Source organism: Idiomarina sp. Sol25 (assembly GCF_033052775.1).
GTDB lineage: Bacteria > Pseudomonadota > Gammaproteobacteria > Enterobacterales > Alteromonadaceae > Idiomarina.
Genome location: NZ_JAUPEW010000011.1, coordinates 1 through 17,493 on the forward strand (window position 1 = coordinate 1; position 17,493 = coordinate 17,493).

Annotated in this window: 19 protein-coding genes; 3 read left to right on the plus strand and 16 right to left on the minus strand. The window is 48.1% G+C overall.

The features are described from left to right. Positions 1-126 precede the first annotated feature (126 nt). Complete coding sequence (lepB, locus tag Q5L94_RS12315) at positions 127-603, minus strand: signal peptidase I (RefSeq protein ID WP_317498688.1); 477 nt, start codon at positions 601-603, stop codon at positions 127-129. 282 nt (positions 604-885) lie between these two features. Here lepB and Q5L94_RS12320 point away from each other — a divergent pair, with 282 nt between their 5' ends. After that, complete coding sequence (locus tag Q5L94_RS12320) at positions 886-3,231, plus strand: DUF748 domain-containing protein (protein ID WP_317498689.1); 2,346 nt, start codon at positions 886-888, stop codon at positions 3,229-3,231. 33 nt (positions 3,232-3,264) lie between these two features. Here Q5L94_RS12320 and Q5L94_RS12325 read toward each other — a convergent pair whose 3' ends face one another. The 4 genes from Q5L94_RS12325 to fadR form a co-directional block, all read right to left on the minus strand. Further along, positions 3,265-4,032, minus strand: coding sequence for a zinc-dependent peptidase (locus Q5L94_RS12325; protein WP_317498690.1), 768 nt, complete (start codon positions 4,030-4,032; stop codon positions 3,265-3,267). Between the two features lie 53 nt (positions 4,033-4,085). Further along, positions 4,086-4,682 carry a DUF5610 domain-containing protein gene (locus Q5L94_RS12330; protein WP_317498691.1) on the minus strand — a complete coding sequence of 199 codons (597 nt, stop codon included), beginning with the start codon at positions 4,680-4,682 and terminating at the stop codon, positions 4,086-4,088. A gap of 127 nt (positions 4,683-4,809) precedes the next feature. Continuing rightward, the gene (locus Q5L94_RS12335) at positions 4,810-5,154 is read right to left on the minus strand and encodes a hypothetical protein (protein WP_317498692.1); all 345 of its coding nucleotides are present in this window, start codon (positions 5,152-5,154) and stop codon (positions 4,810-4,812) included. A 225-nt stretch (positions 5,155-5,379) separates the two neighbouring features. Beyond that, complete coding sequence (gene fadR, locus Q5L94_RS12340) at positions 5,380-6,090, minus strand: fatty acid metabolism transcriptional regulator FadR (protein WP_011235053.1); 711 nt, start codon at positions 6,088-6,090, stop codon at positions 5,380-5,382. 143 nt (positions 6,091-6,233) lie between these two features. On the opposite strand from fadR, the gene dsbB reads away from it, so the two are divergent. Continuing rightward, entirely contained in the window at positions 6,234-6,779 is a 546-nt protein-coding gene (dsbB, locus tag Q5L94_RS12345) for a disulfide bond formation protein DsbB (RefSeq protein ID WP_317498693.1), read from the plus strand. An 18-nt stretch (positions 6,780-6,797) separates the two neighbouring features. Here dsbB and Q5L94_RS12350 read toward each other — a convergent pair whose 3' ends face one another. The 11 genes from Q5L94_RS12350 to Q5L94_RS12400 form a co-directional block, all read right to left on the minus strand. After that, complete coding sequence (locus Q5L94_RS12350; protein WP_411161941.1) at positions 6,798-7,241, minus strand: YcgN family cysteine cluster protein; 444 nt, start codon at positions 7,239-7,241, stop codon at positions 6,798-6,800. Positions 7,242-7,245: 4 nt separating this feature from the next. Further along, positions 7,246-8,283, minus strand: a complete 1,038-nt coding sequence (locus Q5L94_RS12355) for a lytic murein transglycosylase (protein ID WP_317498694.1) — start codon at positions 8,281-8,283, stop codon at positions 7,246-7,248. Further along, the gene (locus tag Q5L94_RS12360) at positions 8,270-8,530 is read right to left on the minus strand and encodes a YcgL domain-containing protein (protein WP_114981984.1); all 261 of its coding nucleotides are present in this window, start codon (positions 8,528-8,530) and stop codon (positions 8,270-8,272) included. The genes Q5L94_RS12355 and Q5L94_RS12360 overlap by 14 nt, the downstream gene beginning before the upstream one ends. A 22-nt stretch (positions 8,531-8,552) precedes the next feature. Beyond that, positions 8,553-9,728, minus strand: coding sequence for a ribonuclease D (gene rnd / locus Q5L94_RS12365; protein ID WP_317498695.1), 1,176 nt, complete (start codon positions 9,726-9,728; stop codon positions 8,553-8,555). Then, on the minus strand, positions 9,725-11,395 hold the full coding sequence (fadD, locus tag Q5L94_RS12370; RefSeq protein WP_317498696.1) for a long-chain-fatty-acid--CoA ligase FadD: 1,671 nt from the start codon (positions 11,393-11,395) through the stop codon (positions 9,725-9,727). Before fadD ends, rnd begins: the two co-directional genes overlap by 4 nt. A gap of 88 nt (positions 11,396-11,483) precedes the next feature. Next, on the minus strand, positions 11,484-12,353 hold the full coding sequence (locus Q5L94_RS12375) for an alpha/beta hydrolase (RefSeq protein ID WP_317498697.1): 870 nt from the start codon (positions 12,351-12,353) through the stop codon (positions 11,484-11,486). An 11-nt stretch (positions 12,354-12,364) separates the two neighbouring features. Next, on the minus strand, positions 12,365-12,943 hold the full coding sequence (locus tag Q5L94_RS12380; RefSeq protein WP_317498698.1) for a Slp family lipoprotein: 579 nt from the start codon (positions 12,941-12,943) through the stop codon (positions 12,365-12,367). 12 nt (positions 12,944-12,955) lie between these two features. Then, positions 12,956-13,255 (minus strand): hypothetical protein, encoded by a 300-nt coding sequence (locus Q5L94_RS12385; RefSeq protein WP_317498699.1) that lies wholly within the window; start codon positions 13,253-13,255, stop codon positions 12,956-12,958. A 66-nt stretch (positions 13,256-13,321) separates the two neighbouring features. Then, on the minus strand, positions 13,322-14,005 hold the full coding sequence (tsaB, locus tag Q5L94_RS12390; RefSeq protein WP_317498700.1) for a tRNA (adenosine(37)-N6)-threonylcarbamoyltransferase complex dimerization subunit type 1 TsaB: 684 nt from the start codon (positions 14,003-14,005) through the stop codon (positions 13,322-13,324). Next, the gene (locus Q5L94_RS12395; RefSeq protein ID WP_317498701.1) at positions 13,983-15,935 is read right to left on the minus strand and encodes an ATP-dependent DNA helicase; all 1,953 of its coding nucleotides are present in this window, start codon (positions 15,933-15,935) and stop codon (positions 13,983-13,985) included. The genes tsaB and Q5L94_RS12395 overlap by 23 nt, the downstream gene beginning before the upstream one ends. Positions 15,936-15,984: 49 nt before the next feature. Continuing rightward, positions 15,985-16,260, minus strand: a complete 276-nt coding sequence (locus Q5L94_RS12400; protein ID WP_317498702.1) for a hypothetical protein — start codon at positions 16,258-16,260, stop codon at positions 15,985-15,987. 337 nt (positions 16,261-16,597) lie between these two features. Here Q5L94_RS12400 and hisG point away from each other — a divergent pair, with 337 nt between their 5' ends. Further along, the gene (gene hisG / locus Q5L94_RS12405) at positions 16,598-17,491 is read left to right on the plus strand and encodes an ATP phosphoribosyltransferase (protein ID WP_253620387.1); all 894 of its coding nucleotides are present in this window, start codon (positions 16,598-16,600) and stop codon (positions 17,489-17,491) included. Positions 17,492-17,493 lie beyond the last annotated feature (2 nt).

The window sequence follows — 17,493 nt, forward strand, 5'->3', positions numbered from 1 at the left end:
TGTCGAAATTGGTTTTGGTCATATGTCATCTCTTTTTTGCTTAGTTTAACGAAATGACACAGAATTCTGAACACTACCCCCGAAAAAGCTCTCAGCTTATGCTCCCATATAGCCCAGCGGTTTTTATTAAAGATCACCCTCAACTTTATTGAGTATCAAACTGCGATGAATAATACCAAGTTCAAAACGGCTATCATTTGCATTAACTGTGTTATCACCAAGAAGAAAGTATTCTTCTTCGTCTGTTGTATAGACGTTATTAGAATACTTTTTTCGCTTTATAACGGCGCTAGCCGGCAAGTAATGCACTCCAGACTCAATCAGCTTTTCTGGTAGCTTTACTTTCTCATCATTTATATAGACACCATCTTCTTCGAGCCGAATCGTTTCATTGGGCAGACCTATGACTCTAAAAACCAAAAGGTTAAATTGTTGAGGATTTTTTACAGCCACCACATCCCAGCGGCTGGGTTCATAGCCAAAAGACGAGAGAATCCCTATTTCAACTGTCTGCCCGGCTTTTATTGTCGGCTCCATTGAGGAACCATTTTGAACGAATTCACGGCTAAAAGCAGACACACTGAACAATATCGCAGTTATCAAAAAAATCCATTTTTCACTATTAATATCCTTTATTTAGGTTTTGTAAATTTTCCATACCTTATCAGCCATATAACCGCCGAAGGTACCCAGTAAATATAAGTTCGTATCAACCACTGCAACTCGTGTCCCCAAACGGTCTGGCGCTGCGTTTTTATTCTATGGCTTACTTAACTGGCATCTGTGGAAATGGTGCTTCGACAGTCCTCGGGTTACACGAAAGTGACGTTGAGCACTGATACGACTACACTGTGCAGTATTGTTCGCTTTAGCGGAGGCTATATTATGTACGGCAGCTCATTCAGTCAATTCGGTGATTATCTGCGAGAAAAATGGGCCTCCCCGCGTCGCATTCGGTTCTGGCTGTTGGTACTGGTTATTCTCTATACCTTAGTGGGCTTTTTTGCCTTACCCTGGATAATCCAGTACGTTGCGGTGAATACGGCTAAAAAAGATTTTGGCCGCGAGTTGCGCATAGAGTCGGTACAAACCAACCCTTATACACTAACGCTTCGAGTGAACGGCGTTGCGCTAAATGACAAAGATGATCGGCAGTTACTTGGCTGGGGCAATCTGTTTGTCAACCTAGAATGGTCGAGTATTATTGACCAAACCTGGGCTATCGAAGCAATTCGCATAGACAAGCTAATGATTCAGGAAGAACGCTTTGCCTCAGGTGAAACGCGCCTATCTCGTCTCGCCGCCGATGGCTCTGGCCCAGAGTCAGAGAAAGAAGAATCTGCGGAAATGCCTGCCTTACGCATCAGAGACTTTAAGTTGGAAAACGGTGTTCTGCGTTTCGCTGACAATCTAAAAGACGTAACAGCTGCTGACGATGCCGAGCCCAAACAGGTGTCACTGGCTCTGCAGAACATAGGCCTTTCCGTAAAGGATTTCACTCTACAAAATGACGCGAGCTTCCCGCTGCGCCTGAATGGTCAGCTTACAAAGGGCGGTAAACTCGCCTTCGACGGAACCTTTCAATTATTGCCGAGTGCCGCTCTGGAAGGGAATGCCAGTATCAATGAACTGGCACTGAAACAGGCGGCACCTTACCTGCAGCAGTTTATGAACGTGCAGCTCGAAAACGGAACACTAACCCTGAATGGGAAAATGAGTACCAATGCACAACAACCTTTTGCTTTTAAAGGCACTGCGAACATTAACACACTGAATATCAAAGAAGCCTCTAACGACGAAACTCTCCTTGGATGGGATAGCCTTAAAACCGAACAGTTTGATTTGAACATAGCAAACAAAGAGATTGAAACAGCGCCTATTGTCGTTAAAGGTTTATCCGGCCGGGTGGTCATTAACCAGGACAAAACCACTAACTTCGGACAGCTTGTCGTTGATGCGCAGGCAGACACAAAAGACAATACGAGTAAAAGCAAGGAAACCAAACCGTTCGGTATCACTATAGAAGGTGTTGAACTGTCTGACGGAGACATTCAGTTTGCTGATAACTCTCTGCCGCTGCCCTTCTCTACAAGTATTCATACGCTAAGCGGAGAAGTGTCTACTTTGAGTTCAAATTCGTCTGAGCCGGCACGGGTGGAGCTGGAAGGCGAGGTCGCAGAATATGGCCTGGCACAGGTAAACGGCACCGTTCACGCCTGGCATCCAACGCGCCAGACGAGTATTAATGTCAGATTCCGTAATCTTCAGATCCCGGAGTACTCTCCTTACACCGTGAACTTTGCCGGCCGAAAAATAGCAGCCGGCACGATGGATATTGATCTCGACTACACCGTTAATAAGACGAAGCTCGATGGCCAAAATAACCTGGTGCTACATGACCTGAAACTGGGTGAAAAAATGGAATCCAGCGACGCGATGGATCTACCGCTGGACCTCGCCATTGCATTGCTGCAGGACAGCGACGGTGTCATTGACCTAAATCTTCCGGTGAGTGGAGATGTTGGCAACCCGCAGTTCGACTTTGGCAAAGTTATCCAACAGGCCATTGGAGACGCTATTAAGTCTGTCGTTACCGCACCTTTCAGCTTTTTGGCTAACCTAGTGGGCGCGGACTCAGAAGAGATGGGTAAAGTCGAATTTCTGGAGGGCCGCACCCACTTACTCCCTCCCCAGCGCGAACGCATCGCTAAGCTTCGCGAGGCTCTCAACGAGCGTCCGGCTCTGGCCCTCGAGCTCGCCGGTCCATTCAACCGGGCTTTCGATGCTCCGGCTCTGAAAGAAGATAAAGCAGCGAAAGTTTTACGGCAACGTCTGGCGGAAGAAGGAAGCGAGGTAGAGGAACCAAGCCTGACAAGCGAGTCGAGTCAGGACGCTATGGAGGCAATATTTTCCTCTCATTATCCGGACACAGAACTCAAAGCCGTAAAAGATCGTTTCACTGAAAAACCAAGTGAGTCATCCGATGAAGCGACATTCGACGCGCTGGCCTATCGCAACCACTTAGCTGAAAAGGTTATAGCCGCGCAGTCGATTACAAATGATGAGCTCAAAGCCATTGCAAATGCACGTGCAGAGGCTGTACGCGACGCTTTGGTCAACCATTCGGATAGCGGTATATCTGCTGACCGGGTGCGTATTAAAAAGCCCCAGGAGGTCGATTCAGTAGAAGGCGAACGGATTGCCATGGAACTAGCTGTTACAACGGATTAAGCCGCACGCGCTGTTGGAGCACAACAATATTCGTCAGCAAGGACGCTGTCGGTAGAACTGACATAACAACCGGTAAACCTCGGGCATGTGCTCTTTCATGTTCTGTGGGTCTTCAAAAAAGGTTTCGCTGCATACCGCGAAAAATTCAGCAGGGCTGGTTAACGAATAGCCATCAAGCGGTAACGGCCTATGATGGATAGAATCGCTCTGCAGCCTTTCCCAGGCAGCCGAAAAAATATCGTGCCATTCGCCGGGCTTCATATCCGGATGCATAGGCGGCGCGCCGTTGGCACCATCGCGCAACATATCGAGTTTGTGGGCAAACTCATGAATAACAACATTACTGGCTTTTCCATGACGAGCATGAGGCCCTGTTTGACATACCGACTGCCAGGAGAGAATTAACGGACCGCGCAGCCATGCTTCACCGCTTAACCCAGGGCTTTGAGGGTGAACAACGCCGTCGTCGCTACGATACGGACGATTAGGAACAAAGTCCCCTTCGTAAAGAATAATGCTATATAAATGATCGTACCAATCTAACCCAAGATGCAGAACAGGTACGCAGGCCATGGTCGCTATTTTTAGGCACATCGCATCGGTGAACTGAAAATCTCCGCCTGACGCAAAGTTTTTACGAACCAGAAAACGGAAGCTCATATCTCGCAGAGCATCGCGCTCCGCCCCTTGATAACGCGCCATTACCGGCCAGTCTGCTACCGCTGACTCCCACTCACTTTCTGTGAACCCCATTTTTCTAATGCGTCTGTTCTCAAACCAATTGCGTAATCGCTTAAACATGTTTTAGTAAAGCCATACTTCATTCCCTGTCATGCGCTATAGAAGCATTGCAGTTAGTCCTCAGCGCTGTTATCAGACTCTTCTGACTTAGCCGCCTGTTCCAGTATTTTCTCGCGGAAATTGTCCAGGCCTTTCATGACTAAATCGTAGGTTTTGTCGACACCACTTTCGACTTCGCCTTCATACGCTTGTAAGCCTGTAAGAATATTTTTGGCGTCATCAAAGCCTTTTTCAATACCGCCAGTAATAGCTTCCATGAAATTATTCAGAGTGTCTTCTTCCGATTCGCCCGGGTTCATTTCTTTGTAGCGGCCATAAAAATTGGTCGCAAAAGAAACAATGCGATCTGCCGTGGCCTCGGGAGAAGTATCAACACCGGAATCGTAAATTTTCTGCGTGGCGTTTTTGCCCATTACCGGTTCCAGCTCGGCGTTAATACCTTCCAGCGCCGTTTTGTACAGTAAGCTGAGCGAGTCATTATTACTGTTCAGCGATACCCGCTCATGAGCGCGTAAAATGCCAGCATTGTTTGCCTGTTTAGACTGCGCTGCCATCTCTTTCATACTGTTGCCGTTATCATCAGTTTTTGCAGTGCTGTTCTGCTTACCAGAGCCCGTTACAGAGGTGCTATTACCTGTAGTAATTGACATAATATTGCTCCTGAAAAGTCCGGCTATAGCTTGGTTTTAGTATAGCCCGTAACTTGTTAACGGCAGATACTGGTTAAAGTTTAATCTTTTTCAACAACAGCATTGAACAGCCCGAGTATGCCCAATACTAGCTATTGATAACCACTTTCTCAGCAATTGGAAATAACGAGCCAGCCCGGTTAAACACCATATCGGTATGTTTTTTCGACAGAGTGATATCAATTGCATTTGAGCCTTGATTAAAAACAGTCACAATTCTGTCAGCTTTCTGAATACGAGCTACATTGTGTTTGTTAATGAGTTTCCCAAGCGAAGGCACGATCCTGGCCAAAGGAGTATGAAGAATCCGTACAGAGTCTCCCGTTTCTTGCAAAACATGTTTTGGATTATTTAAACGCGATGAGCGAAGCATAAAGAGAACAACAACTAATGAAAGCGGCCCTAATAAGCTTAGTAAGTAAAAATACTCCATTCGATACTCCTTTTCTTTTTGTTGCCTTCACCAGCCATATCTGCAAATTGCTTTGGTCTTGTTACTTCGATTTCCATTACTATTTCGTAGGAATATTACGTATGCAACTGACACTAAATGGGTTAAAAATTAAAAGCAACAAAAAAGCCTGACAACTCAAAAAGAGTTATCAGGCATTAATTAACAAAATCAGTTTTTATCAGAAAAGCCGGAAAACCAGCTTAATCAACCCACCAAATCATCCGGCATATCACCACGCAGGCTATGCCAAATTTCAGCGGACTCGTAACCGTAACGGCGAACCAGGTTCACGGATTCGTTGTAGTCGCCTTCGCGGGTTACGGCAATTAGGTTTTCATAGTAGTCGCGGGCCAGCTGACGGGCTTCAGACGACGAAAAGTAATACTGCCCAATACGCGAGTACAGGCCTTTAAAGCCGTTCAGTACCAGCACATAAATGGGGTTGCCCGAGGCCATGGCTAAGTCGTGGTTCAACTGGTAGTCGAACTCGGCAAAGGTCTTTTTGTTGTCTTCCAGCTCGCTGGTGGGTTCCAGTAGCTCCAGAACTCGCTTGGGGTTATGGCGAATGGCGGCGCGAATATAAATAGCGCTAATGTTGGTGCGCGCAGACAACAGCTGGTCGACTAGCTCCGGCATACCGTCTTCGTCGAGGCGCGCCAGGGTTTCCAGAATATTCAGGCCGGAGGTTTCCCAAAAGTTGTTCACTTTGGTGGGCTTGCCGTGCTGAATGGTCAGCCAGCCGTCGCGCGCCAGACGCTGCAGCACTTCACGCAGGGTGGTTCGCGTTACGCCAATGAGTTCAGACAGTTCTCGTTCAGCGGGTAGAATAGTGCCGGGTGCAAAATGCCCGTTCCAGATAGATTTTACGATGTACTCCTCGGCAAAACCCGCCGGACTTTTAGCTTTTATTATCATATTCCCGCCTGTGAACTAACTAATAAAAGGATTCTAGCAGCCTTGTGTGAGGTCGGACAAGATAACTTCTGGCTTTATATCGACAACACCACGCTATTTGGGTATGGTTTCTACGTTTTTACAGTTTCTTAAGGAAAATCATCATGCTGTCTGTGGGTCAGTGGCCTAACAAACCTTTTGCCTGGTTACTGTTATTTTTAGGATGTTCAGGCCTGTTGGGCGCCGCACTTTACTTCCAGATGGTTCTTAACTTAGAGCCCTGCGTAAAGTGTGTTTATCAACGTATGGCGGTTGTCGGTATTGGCTTGTCTGCTATTGTCGGCCTGTTTGGCTCCGGGCTTTGGTTAACGCGCTGGGCGGCTTTAATTGGCTGGCTTTACAGTAGTTATCAGGGCTTATTAATTGCCTACGACCATTGGGATCTCCAAACCTCGAAAAACGCGTTCTTTGCGGTGTGTGAAAGTGCACCTAATTTCCCCAGCTGGGCACCACTGCACGAATGGATGCCTGGTCTTTTTGCGGCACCAGGACTATGCGGTGACATTGACTGGCAATGGCTGGGATTAGGTATGCCGGGCTGGATGACGGTGATTTTTGCGGGCTTATTGCTCATCGCCATTATTGTCACCATTTGCCACATTATTTCGTCGTTCACGAAAAAAGACGGGCTGGTGCTTTACCACAAATAATCCGTTTTAATACCAGCGCTAAGACAAGGGCCAGGTTACTATTCTGTCTTCCAGGTCGCCCTTAAACTTCGCTTCACTTACGCAATGGCCGGCTACATGATAGCCGGCTTTTTCCATTGGCTCTTTGCTGCCCTCATGCCTTAACGGATGCCATTCAGGCAAAGGCTGCCCTTCTGCCCGTAGCCGATACGCGCAACTGGCGGGCATAAAGTAAACCTCGTCGAGATTGTCAGGAGTTAAGGTAACGCATTCGGGTACGCGCTGGCTTCGGTGAGCGTAGTCGCTGCAACATGCGGTGTCGGTGTCTAATAACCGACAGGCAACATTGGTGGAATAAAGGTGGTCTTCTTCGTCCTGCAATTGGTTTAAGCAGCACTGCCCACAGCCGTCGCACAGGGCTTCCCACTGTGCATGACTGAGTGTATGCAGCGGCTGCTCATACCATTTCATTAATACCGACAAGGCATTACCTTGGAAAACGAATGCGGTCGGACAAATAGCCCACGGCAGCCACAAAGTAGTGTGAACGGTTCCAGCGCATTAGGGCGTCGTAGTTAGCATAAGCTAGGTAAACTCGGCCCTCTTTGTCGTCAGGAATCACTATTGAGGCGTCGATATCGGCACGCGATGGCAACTCAGAGCCGTCAAAACGCGTAACACCTAAGTCGGCCCACTCGGCTAATTTTTTCTTGGTGTCCAGCCCCGCTAATGACTCATCAAAACCTTCAGGCAGTTGTACCTGACGTCCCCAGGTTACGTCGTCTTTCCAGCCAACTGAGCTTAGATAGTTAGCGGCTGACGCAAATACGTCGGGGTAGCTGCCCCAAATGTCTTTTTTGCCGTCGTTGTCGTAGTCCACGGCGTAACTCATGAAAGAGCTGGGCATAAACTGAGTCTGACCCATAGCGCCAGCCCATGATCCTTTCATTTGCTCCGGTTCAATGTGGCCGTCTTCAATAATGGTTAAGGCTTCCCAAAGCTGTTTCTTGAAAAATGCTTCACGACGCCCATCAAAAGCCAGCGTGGTTAATGCAGAAACCACATCAAAGCCACCGGTGAACGAGCCAAAGTTGGTTTCAATGCCCCACAACGCCACAATAAAGCGCGGCTGTACGCCGTACTCTTTACCAACTCTCTCAAGCAGTTCTTTGTGCTCGTTGTATTTTTCCAGCGCTTTTGCCGCTTTCCATTCCGGCACAGCACGTGGCAGATAGGTATCCAGAGTTAGCTTAAATTCCGGCTGGTTTTTATCCAGCTCGACTGCCCGCTCGTAATACTTCACTTTGGCAAACGCTTTATCCAGAGTGTCCTGCTTATAGCCGCTTTCAATGGCTTCTGCTTTCAGAGCTTCAACGTAGGTGGCAAACTGTTGATTAACCTCTTCGCTGGACTCTTTTTTTGCTTTATCCTCAGCTTCCTGATACGCGGAAGCCGGCGCGCTGAACGCAAATGAAGAGGCCAGACAAAAAGCCAGCCCTGCCACTTTTATTTTATTTGTTAACATTGAATTGAAGTTCCTCTCGTTTCGGCGGCAACTGCAAGTAGTAGCCGTCGTTATGCAAATGTTCCTGTAACTTTTCGACCGTTAAACGAGCCAACTGTTCACGGCCCGCCAAGTTTAATGTCAGAACTTTTTCTGCGCGACCAAACTGCTCGCGCAAAACGTCAGGCACTTCGGTAAATTCGTCGCCGTGAGGCAGGTACAAATAGGTATCCGTTTTCTTCGAGCTGCGATAAACATCACACAGCATGGCTGTTCTCCTGAATATGGGCTCAGGCCCGACTAACAATAGCCTGTAATTCTGCCCCAATTGCCTGCTTGCGCCAACCCACCAGTAAGTCTGGTTGCGGCAAACGTTGCTGTTGTTGCGTTGAATACTGCCAGTGAAAGTTAATCATGTCGTTAATTTGCTTACGCGAAGCCACTAACGACGCCGGAACCTGCAGGCTTTCGGCAAGTTCGGTAACCGCTTTTTTTATAGCCTTAAAGGTTGGTTTATAACCGTCCATATCGTCCAGGCGTTCAAGAGTTTTCGGCAGTTCCGTTTCAGGCACTTGTTTAGCCTGCTGAATACAGCGAATAATGTCCCGCCCTGAATACTTACGTGACATAGGCGCTAAATCGGGAATTCGGCTTAGCTCGTCATCGCTTTTTGGCATTCTTCGGGCTAGCTCAAGCAATACCCCGTCTTTGGCAATAAAGCCCAGCGGAATGTCGCGCTCACGCGCTTTGTGTAAACGCCAGGGCGTCAGAATTTTCAGCGCCGCCAGTTGCCTCGGGTTCAGCTGCCAGGCATTGCCTACGCCCAAATAGAGCAGATCATCCGGCCAGCTTTGTGTGCGTTTACGCACCTGAATTTGTGACTCTTCGTACACAATATCCAGCACCCCTTTCTCTTCACACAGAGCTTTAAGGTACGGGTACATTATCGCCAGATAACTGGCATCGGCAGCGGCATAGTCCAATTGTTCGTCACTTAACGGGCGTTTCAGCCAGTTGGTGCGTGACAAGCTCTTGTCCAGCTCAACTCCGTCAAACAACGCGTCGACCAAGCGAGCGTAACCCATTGAATCACCCAAACCACAAAAACCGGCGGCTATCTGGCTATCAAAAATTTGTTTGGGTTGGCGACCGTTGCTTTGCTGGAAAAACAACTCAATATCTTCGCCACCGGCATGCAATACCGTTTCGACTTCATCGCCGGAAATTAATTGCCATAAAGGCTCTAAATCAATATCCGCCAGCGGATCAATAACAGCCGTAATCCCATTTGCATGAATTTGTAATAAGCCTAGCTGAGCGTAGTAAGTGCGTTCGCGCACAAACTCTGTGTCGATGGTAAACCAACCGCATTGTTTCGCTTGCTGGCAGAGATCCTGGAGATCGTGAGTGGTGGTAACGAGCCGGTATTGTCGTACCGACTCGGGTAATTCTAACGGTAGAGTCAAGCGTCGTCCTCTTCTTCGCGTAATTCACGGCGAATTATTTTGCCGACGTTCGATTTAGGCAATTCGTCACGAAACTCAACCAGTTTAGGCACTTTGTAACCAGTCAAATTTTCGCGGGAGAAATCGATAACTTCACGTTCGGTCAGTGACTTGTCTTTCGCAACAATAAAGACTTTTACAGCCTCGCCAGACGACTCGTGTGGCACACCTATAGCTGCCGACTCAAGAATCTTAGGATGCTCAGCTAACACGTCCTCAATTTCGTTTGGATAAACATTAAAGCCCGAAACCAAAATCATGTCTTTTTTACGGTCCACAATTTTGAAGTAACCACGCTCATCAGCAGTGGCCATATCACCCGTTGCAAACCAACCATCTTTAATTGATTCTGCTGTCGCGTCAGGACGGTTCAGGTAGCCCACCATAACCTGTGGGCCCTTCACTTCCAGCTCGCCGGGTTCACCTAAAGCGACTTCTTCGCGAGTTTCAGGATCAACAATGCGCATATCGGTACTTGGCACAGGTAAACCAATACTGCCCGTATAATGCTCAATGTCATATGGATTAACAGTAACCACAGGAGAGCACTCGGTTAAACCGTACCCCTCCAGCAAACGAGACTTGGTTACCCGCTCCCACTCTTCGGCCACTGCCCGCTGAACCGCCATACCGCCACCCAGGGCAATTTTTAAATTAGAGAAGTTAACGTCTTTGAAACCTTTGGTATTTAGTAGACCATTAAATAACGTATTAACACCTGAAAGCATTGAGAAAGGGTACTTATTCAGCTCTTTCACAAAATTAGGCATATCGCGCGGGTTGGTAATTAAAACGTTCTTGCCGCCATGCTTAATAAAGGTAAGGCAGTTCGCGGTTAACGCAAAGATATGATACAGCGGCAAGGCGGTAATAATGGTTTCTTCGCCGTCGTTCATTATGGGAGTAATAACCGAGGAGACTTGCTCCAGGTTAGCAACCATATTACGGTGCGACAGCATAGCGCCTTTGGCCACACCCGTTGTGCCGCCGGTGTACTGTAAAAAAGCAATATCATCGCCGCTCACTTCAGGACGTTTATAATCCGCCGCGGTACCTTTTGCCAGTGCCTGGTTAAAACTCACCGTGCCTTTTAGCTTATGAGAAGGCACCATACGCTTGATATACTTAACCACAAAGTTCACTAAGCAGCGCTTAAGCAAAGGTAACTGATCGCCAATTTGCGTGGTAATGACTAAATCGAGTGGAGCTTCTTCTTTTATTTTTTCATAAGTTTGAGCAAAGTTTTCCAGAATAACCAGAGCCTTTGCCTGGGAATCTACCAGCTGGTGCTTTAACTCGCGCGGAGTATAAAGTGGGTTGACGTTAACCACAGTCATGCCTGCTCGCAAAATGCCGAACAAGGCCACAGGATATTGCAGTAAATTTGGCATCATAACCGCAACAGCGTCGCCTTTTTTCAGACCAGTACTGTGCAAGTAAGCGGCAAAGTCGCGAGTTTTCTGACCCAGTTCTTTAAAACTCATTTCTGAGTCCATGTTCACGAAAGCCGTTTTCTCGCCGTACTTTTCAATGGACTGTTCAAGTATGTCAACCAGCGACGCAAAGTGATCCGGATCAATTGTTTCCGGTACTCCCGCTGGGTAGTTTTCCAACCAAATTTTATCCATAAAAGGCTCCGCCTCTCACTATTTATAGTTATTTTCAGTGGCGCAATCATCGCATATCCGACCAGTGAATCCTAGTCGTTACCAGCTGCTAAACGTACGATTTAAGCAGTTCAGCTATTTTTTCAGGTTGTTCCATATGTACATGATGTCCACCTTCCAATGTCTTACAACTTAAGCCAGAAACTTTATCCTGCCATCGCTTAAACGCGCTATCTAACTGATCGTAACCGCGGCTTCCACGCACAACGGTCACCGGCATGGTTAATTTCTCAAATATGTCATCCACCGCCGAGCTCGGTAACCTGTAGGCCGATGTTGTCTTTACTCTGGCATCGGCTCGCCAGTGCCAGCGGCCATATTCGTCGCGCTCGCAGCCACGCTCAACAATTAACCGGACTAAATTGGCTGAAAAGTCAGCCTGGGCGGCTCTGGCCTCTACCGCCGAGTCGAAGTCTGCGTAGCTTCGCCAGCGCGGTGTTTGCAGTTTTTTGCGACTTAAAAAGCCCTGTTTCAATTGCTCCTGCGCATTCGTTCCGTCAGACACCAGTAACCCAAAGGCTTCAACTAATAGTAATTGCTGAATACGCTCCGGACATAATGCCGCAACCACATTGCTGACAAACCCGCCCATAGAATGGCCCAGCAAGGTTAAATTCTGCCAGCCCTGCTGCTGAATCAGCTGCCATAAATCATAAGCATAGTCGATAAAATGATAATAGTTTCCCATCGGACGGTGATCACTGTGCCCATGACCAGGCCAGTCAAGCGCTAAAAGGCCACCTTTGTCAGGTGACCAGTAGCGGGCTATAGGTAAGAAGCTGTGGCTGTTGTCTAACCAACCATGAGTTGCAACAACTCTTATGTCGTTAGGATCGCCCCAGCACAGCCCGCGAAGCGTACCCCAGTCCAGTTGATAACTGACCGGGGTAGCCTGCTCTAAAGCCTCTCGATAATCCATTAAAGAACGAATTAGTTGCGGTTTTTAGCCGGAGTACCCGAGTTGTCCTGCACACGAACACGTACCGGAACCGGATAACGGTAAGGATAATAAGGTGAATAGAAGTTATGACGGAACCACAGTGGTGAATAGTCAACTTCTACATGACTTTTCTGTTTCTCAACCTTCCACAAGTGATACCCCGTTGCTTCAATAACCGGGTAGGTATAAACGTATTCGTCAATTTTGCCCTGCTGGGTTTGACCAATAGTACCGACAAAACTAATTGCCCGGCCCTGCTGATAGACATCGGGGTCAACAAAGTCATTAATTACAGCTAAGAAACGCCCGTCGCTGTTATCGCTAACCTCAGGACGCCCCCAACGTTTCAGTGGGAAACTGACAACTTCAAGTACGGTATGATCTTCGGCGTTGCGGACATCGGCTATAACACCACCCCAACGGGCTGGCTCACCTGCCACCTCATTACCCTGATGTTTGGCAACCTTATAACTCACCAACGCTTCTTCATTATCACTGGCAAGCTCATCAGGAACTGAAGAGCAACCAACCAGTACCAGTGTCGTTAACACTGCAAATATCGTTTTCATAACAGACCTCACTCAGGCGTAAACATCAACACCAAACATTGACGTAATTTGCTCTCTTTTCTCGCTTAACGCTATGTTTTGATAAGCATTAAGTGCTTTTTGAGAACGTTGTGGTGGCTCATCGTAAAACGTATTAAGTGATTCCCACCGTTCTGCGCGCCGCTGACTTTGCCGGACATCAGGCACTACCTGCCGGGTATCAGCAACTTTCGCCGGGTTCTGCTCCTGGCGTTGCTGATCATCCGGCGCAGGCCTTTGTGGCCCTTGCTGCTGGCTGTTTAGCGGCTGAACCGCTTGCGGATTTATTCGCACGTCAACGATGACTCATCTGTTAGTAAGACTGATTTTATTATGGCGAGTTCAGTGCCATTCTACAAGTTATCGACCCGGCAATTTTTTCCAGGTCACTTCATTACGAACATACAAAGGTTCTAAGTTCTCTGCATCGACCGCAGAAACACAACCTTTAGTTGCTATTGTCAGCATGTCTTCCGCCAGCGGTAACCGGCAATCCATGCTGTGCTTTAATTCCTGCTTAGGGTCCAGCGTACCGGCGTAGTTGTCCCAGCCAGTTCCCGCAGTATGGAAGCCCTGAACATTATGTCCTGCAAATAAACTTGCAGAGGGTTCAGCAACGGCAGGCTCCGTTATTTGTTCGGCAAGACCATTATTATTACGGTACAAGGCGTAATAAATTTCACCCATGCGCGCATCTATACAGGCAACAACCGCTTCTGCATTGTGTTTACGAATGGCTTGCTGCGCTAATGCCTGCAAGCTACTGACCGGAAACACTGGTAACTCGGCACTAAAAGCCAGGCCCTGCGCCATAGATACACCAATCCGTACGCCGGTAAAACTGCCGGGGCCAACGCCAACGACCAGCCCGTCCAGCTGATTTAATTCGGTCTTAGCCTGCTGCAGCATTTGCTCAACAAAAGGCAGTAAGCGCTGCGAATGTTCCCGCGGGCTTTCTATTGCTTCGCTAAAGAAGCTGTCCTGCCAGCGAATAGCCACTGAGCAATTTTCAGTCGACGTATCAACTGCTAATAAGTTCGTCATTATTGGTTTCATCTTTCTCTGCAACCTGCGCTAAAAAACTCAGCGCTTCATTTAAATCCCGGGTTCGTGACATAGCCGGCAAGCTGGATAAAAACTGCTTACCGTATTGGCGCGTTACTAAACGACTGTCGCAAACAATTAACACACCGGAGTCATCTTTATCGCGAATTAACCGTCCTGCGCCCTGTTTTAACGCAATTATTGCCTGCGGTAATTGTATCGTGCTGAAGGCATCGACACCACGCAAACGGGCATCTTCAACACGTGCATTCAGCAAAGGATCATCCGGCGAGGCAAACGGCAGTTTGTCGATAATAACGCAGCGCAAGGCTTCACCCCGCACATCTACCCCTTCCCAAAAAGACGAAGTACCCAACAGCACGGCATTACCTTTTTTGGTGAAGGTCTCCAGCAGCTCTGTTTTGCCGGACTCGCCCTGCACCAGAATGTCGCGATCCAGCCGGTCGCGTAATATTGCCGCCATTTGCTGCAGCATACGGTGGCTGGTAAAAAGCAAAAAAGTCCCGCCGCGGTTCACCTTAACGCACTGCTCGGCAATTTCGGTCAGCATCTGATGTCGGTTCGGATCGTTCGCCTCGGGCAAATAACGCGGTAAACACAGCTTGGCCTGCTTAGCAAAATCAAACGGGCTTTCCAGCAACAAGGTATCGGCGTCATCTATGCCTAAACGCTTGGTAAAGTAGTCAAACTTACCGTTAACCGCCAAAGTAGCCGAGGTAAATACCCAGCTCATTTTATTGCGCTTGATATAGCCACCGAAAGTCTTGGCGACGCTTAGCGGTGTTTGATGCAAACTGACGTGCCGAGGCGTGGTTTCAAACCAAAAACTGTAGCCGGTGCGGTCTACGTCCATTAACTGGCGCCAAATAGTGAGATGCTGTTCAGCGCGTTCATGTAAATTATCAAAATCTTTATTACGGCCTATAGCGGTTTTCATCACGTCGGTCAGCAGAGTTAACCGCTCCTGCACCCGTTCAGCAACCTCGGCAACGTCGGGCTTTTTGCGCCAGTCTCTCCAATTGCCGCGCATAGGATCCCGCGGAAATAATAATCGCCAGTCTTTCAAAGCTTGCAATAGCGTACGTGCCATTGCGCTGGCCTGCGACAAGTCCTTCAGCTCGGTCATACATAAACGCTGCAGTTCCTCGCACATTTCTGTCAGTTGCCGACTGGAAACCGTTTCGCCAAAGTACTGGCTGGCAATGTCCGGAATTTGATGAGCTTCGTCGAAAACCACGGTGTCGACACTCGGAATAAGCTCACCAAAACCGGTGTCTTTTAGCGCCATATCGGCAAAGAACAGATGATGGTTCACCACCACAATATCGGCTTCCATGGCTTCTTTGCGCGCTTTCACTAAGTGGCAGTCTTCGTACACCGGACAGTCCCGCCCCAGGCAGTTGTCCTGCGTACTGGTCACTTGCGGTAATACCGAGGCGTCTTCCGCTAAGGCGTTCAACTCGCCAACATCGCCACTGCGCGTGGATGTCGCCCAGCGCTTCACCGTAATAAGCTGGTTTTGAATGTCTTTACTGAACTGTCCGGCCTGTTGGGTTGCCTGTTCCATGCGGTGCAGACACAAATAATTTGAACGGCCTTTTAATAAAGCGACAACTTTTTCCGGCGCCAGCACTTTTCTTAAAGTGGGTAAGTCCCGGTGGAACAACTGTTCCTGCAGGTTTTTGGTACCGGTAGAAACAATAGCTTTGCCTTTGCCCAGTAGTACAGGAGCCAAATACGCAAAAGTTTTGCCGGTGCCGGTTTCGGCTTCAACGACCAGCTCACCTTTTTTCTTTACGGTAGCGGCAATCGCTTCTGCCATTTGCTGCTGAGCGGCTCGAGGCTGAAAGTTTGTAATTGCTTGTGCGAGCTCGCCTGTTGGCTTAAATACTGATAAAACCGTCGCCATAACCTATACCACCGAAGAAATAGGCACGTATTATGACATAGATGTTTGCTCAGGCGTAGGTGTCTATATGGCCTGAAACCGGAGCTTCATCATCGTCAGCAGCCTCTTCAGGTTCGGTTTGTGGAGACGCTTGCTGTTGTGGTTGATGATGCTGATTGTCTCCGCGTTGTTTATCTTCGTTAATGGTCGAATTTTCTTCTTCGCTAGTTGCACGAAGCTCCTGGATCTTTTCAACCTGGTTTATTTTCATCTGCTCACGGGCGAAATCCACAGGCACACGGGTGTCTTTGGGGATAAGCGGAACCATTGCATCAAAGTTAGCCATTGTTGTTGTCTTTCGCCTCGCAGAGAATGAATTCTGTTATTTGACTATACAACCACCGATTAAATAATAAGCCTATATCGACTAAATAACCAATAAGTTTACTCTTGCATTACATTTCTCAGCTGTTATAGTGCTATACAACTTTACGAAGTAAAACTATTTTTATTGGAGTGTTAATTATGCGTTTTGTTCACAGCCACCATCATCATCATTGGAACTGTATGGCCTAGCCGTGAACTTAATGTTTGGGCTAGCCGTATAAACGCTAGCCTTTCGATTGACTATACAACCCCCGAAAGGCATATACCTTCGGGGGTTTTTCATTTTAGGAGCTGTTATGACTGACCGTTTAACCATTGCGATACAGAAATCAGGACGACTGAGTAAGGAATCTATGGCATTGCTGAATGCCTGCGGCGTTAAATTTAGTGTTAACGAAGCACGTTTAATTGCGCACAGCACGAGTCATCCTATCGATTTACTGCGCGTACGTGATGATGACATTCCGGGTCTGGTTATGGACGGCGTAGTTGATTTAGGTCTGGTTGGCGAAAACGTGCTGGAAGAAGCCCGGTTAGAACGGATTGCAACCGATTCCGTCGCGGCGTATCAGCCATTACGCGGACTTGAGTTTGGTCAGTGCCGGTTGTCGCTGGCGGTGCCAAGAGAAAGCCAATACCAGTCATTGCAAGACTTAGACGGCTTAAGAGTTGCCACCACCTACCCGCAGTTGCTTAAGCGTTACCTGAAAGACAACGGCGTGAATGCGCGTACGGTTATGCTGACCGGTTCTGTGGAAGTTGCTCCCCGTGCGGGCCTTGCCGAAGCGATATGTGACTTAGTTTCCACCGGTGCTACGCTGGAAGCAAATGGGTTAGTCGAAAAAGACGTGATATTCCGTTCTCAGGCACAGTTAATACAACGTGCTGACAGCCTGTCGGAAGAAAAGCAGGCCATGATAGATCAGTTGCTGCCCCGTATAGACGGCGTGCAAATGGCGCGGGAAAGTAAATACATTATGCTGCACGCGCCAAAGAACAAATTAGAGCAAGTGGTTGAGCTATTACCCGGCGCGGAAACACCGACCATTCTGCCGCTAAGCCACACAGACGAGCAAGTTGCCGTGCACATGGTCAGCACCGAGAAGCTATTCTGGGAAACCATGGAAGACCTTAAATCTATGGGCTGCAGTTCGATACTTGTATTGCCTATTGAAAAAATGATGGGGTGATC

Coding starts and splice junctions, on each gene's coding strand:
- tsaB (WP_317498700.1), bottom strand. CDS start 14,005: ATGACGAACTTATTAGCAGTTGATACGTCGACTGAAAATTGCTCAGTG.
- fadR (WP_011235053.1), bottom strand. CDS start 6,090: ATGATAATAAAAGCTAAAAGTCCGGCGGGTTTTGCCGAGGAGTACATC.
- Q5L94_RS12320 (WP_317498689.1), top strand. CDS start 886: ATGTACGGCAGCTCATTCAGTCAATTCGGTGATTATCTGCGAGAAAAA.
- Q5L94_RS12355 (WP_317498694.1), bottom strand. CDS start 8,283: ATGTTAACAAATAAAATAAAAGTGGCAGGGCTGGCTTTTTGTCTGGCC.
- fadD (WP_317498696.1), bottom strand. CDS start 11,395: ATGGATAAAATTTGGTTGGAAAACTACCCAGCGGGAGTACCGGAAACA.
- Q5L94_RS12330 (WP_317498691.1), bottom strand. CDS start 4,682: ATGTCAATTACTACAGGTAATAGCACCTCTGTAACGGGCTCTGGTAAG.
- dsbB (WP_317498693.1), top strand. CDS start 6,234: ATGCTGTCTGTGGGTCAGTGGCCTAACAAACCTTTTGCCTGGTTACTG.
- Q5L94_RS12360 (WP_114981984.1), bottom strand. CDS start 8,530: ATGCTGTGTGATGTTTATCGCAGCTCGAAGAAAACGGATACCTATTTG.
- Q5L94_RS12380 (WP_317498698.1), bottom strand. CDS start 12,943: ATGAAAACGATATTTGCAGTGTTAACGACACTGGTACTGGTTGGTTGC.
- Q5L94_RS12375 (WP_317498697.1), bottom strand. CDS start 12,353: ATGGATTATCGAGAGGCTTTAGAGCAGGCTACCCCGGTCAGTTATCAA.
- Q5L94_RS12335 (WP_317498692.1), bottom strand. CDS start 5,154: ATGGAGTATTTTTACTTACTAAGCTTATTAGGGCCGCTTTCATTAGTT.
- Q5L94_RS12325 (WP_317498690.1), bottom strand. CDS start 4,032: ATGTTTAAGCGATTACGCAATTGGTTTGAGAACAGACGCATTAGAAAA.
- hisG (WP_253620387.1), top strand. CDS start 16,598: ATGACTGACCGTTTAACCATTGCGATACAGAAATCAGGACGACTGAGT.
- Q5L94_RS12395 (WP_317498701.1), bottom strand. CDS start 15,935: ATGGCGACGGTTTTATCAGTATTTAAGCCAACAGGCGAGCTCGCACAA.
- Q5L94_RS12400 (WP_317498702.1), bottom strand. CDS start 16,260: ATGGCTAACTTTGATGCAATGGTTCCGCTTATCCCCAAAGACACCCGT.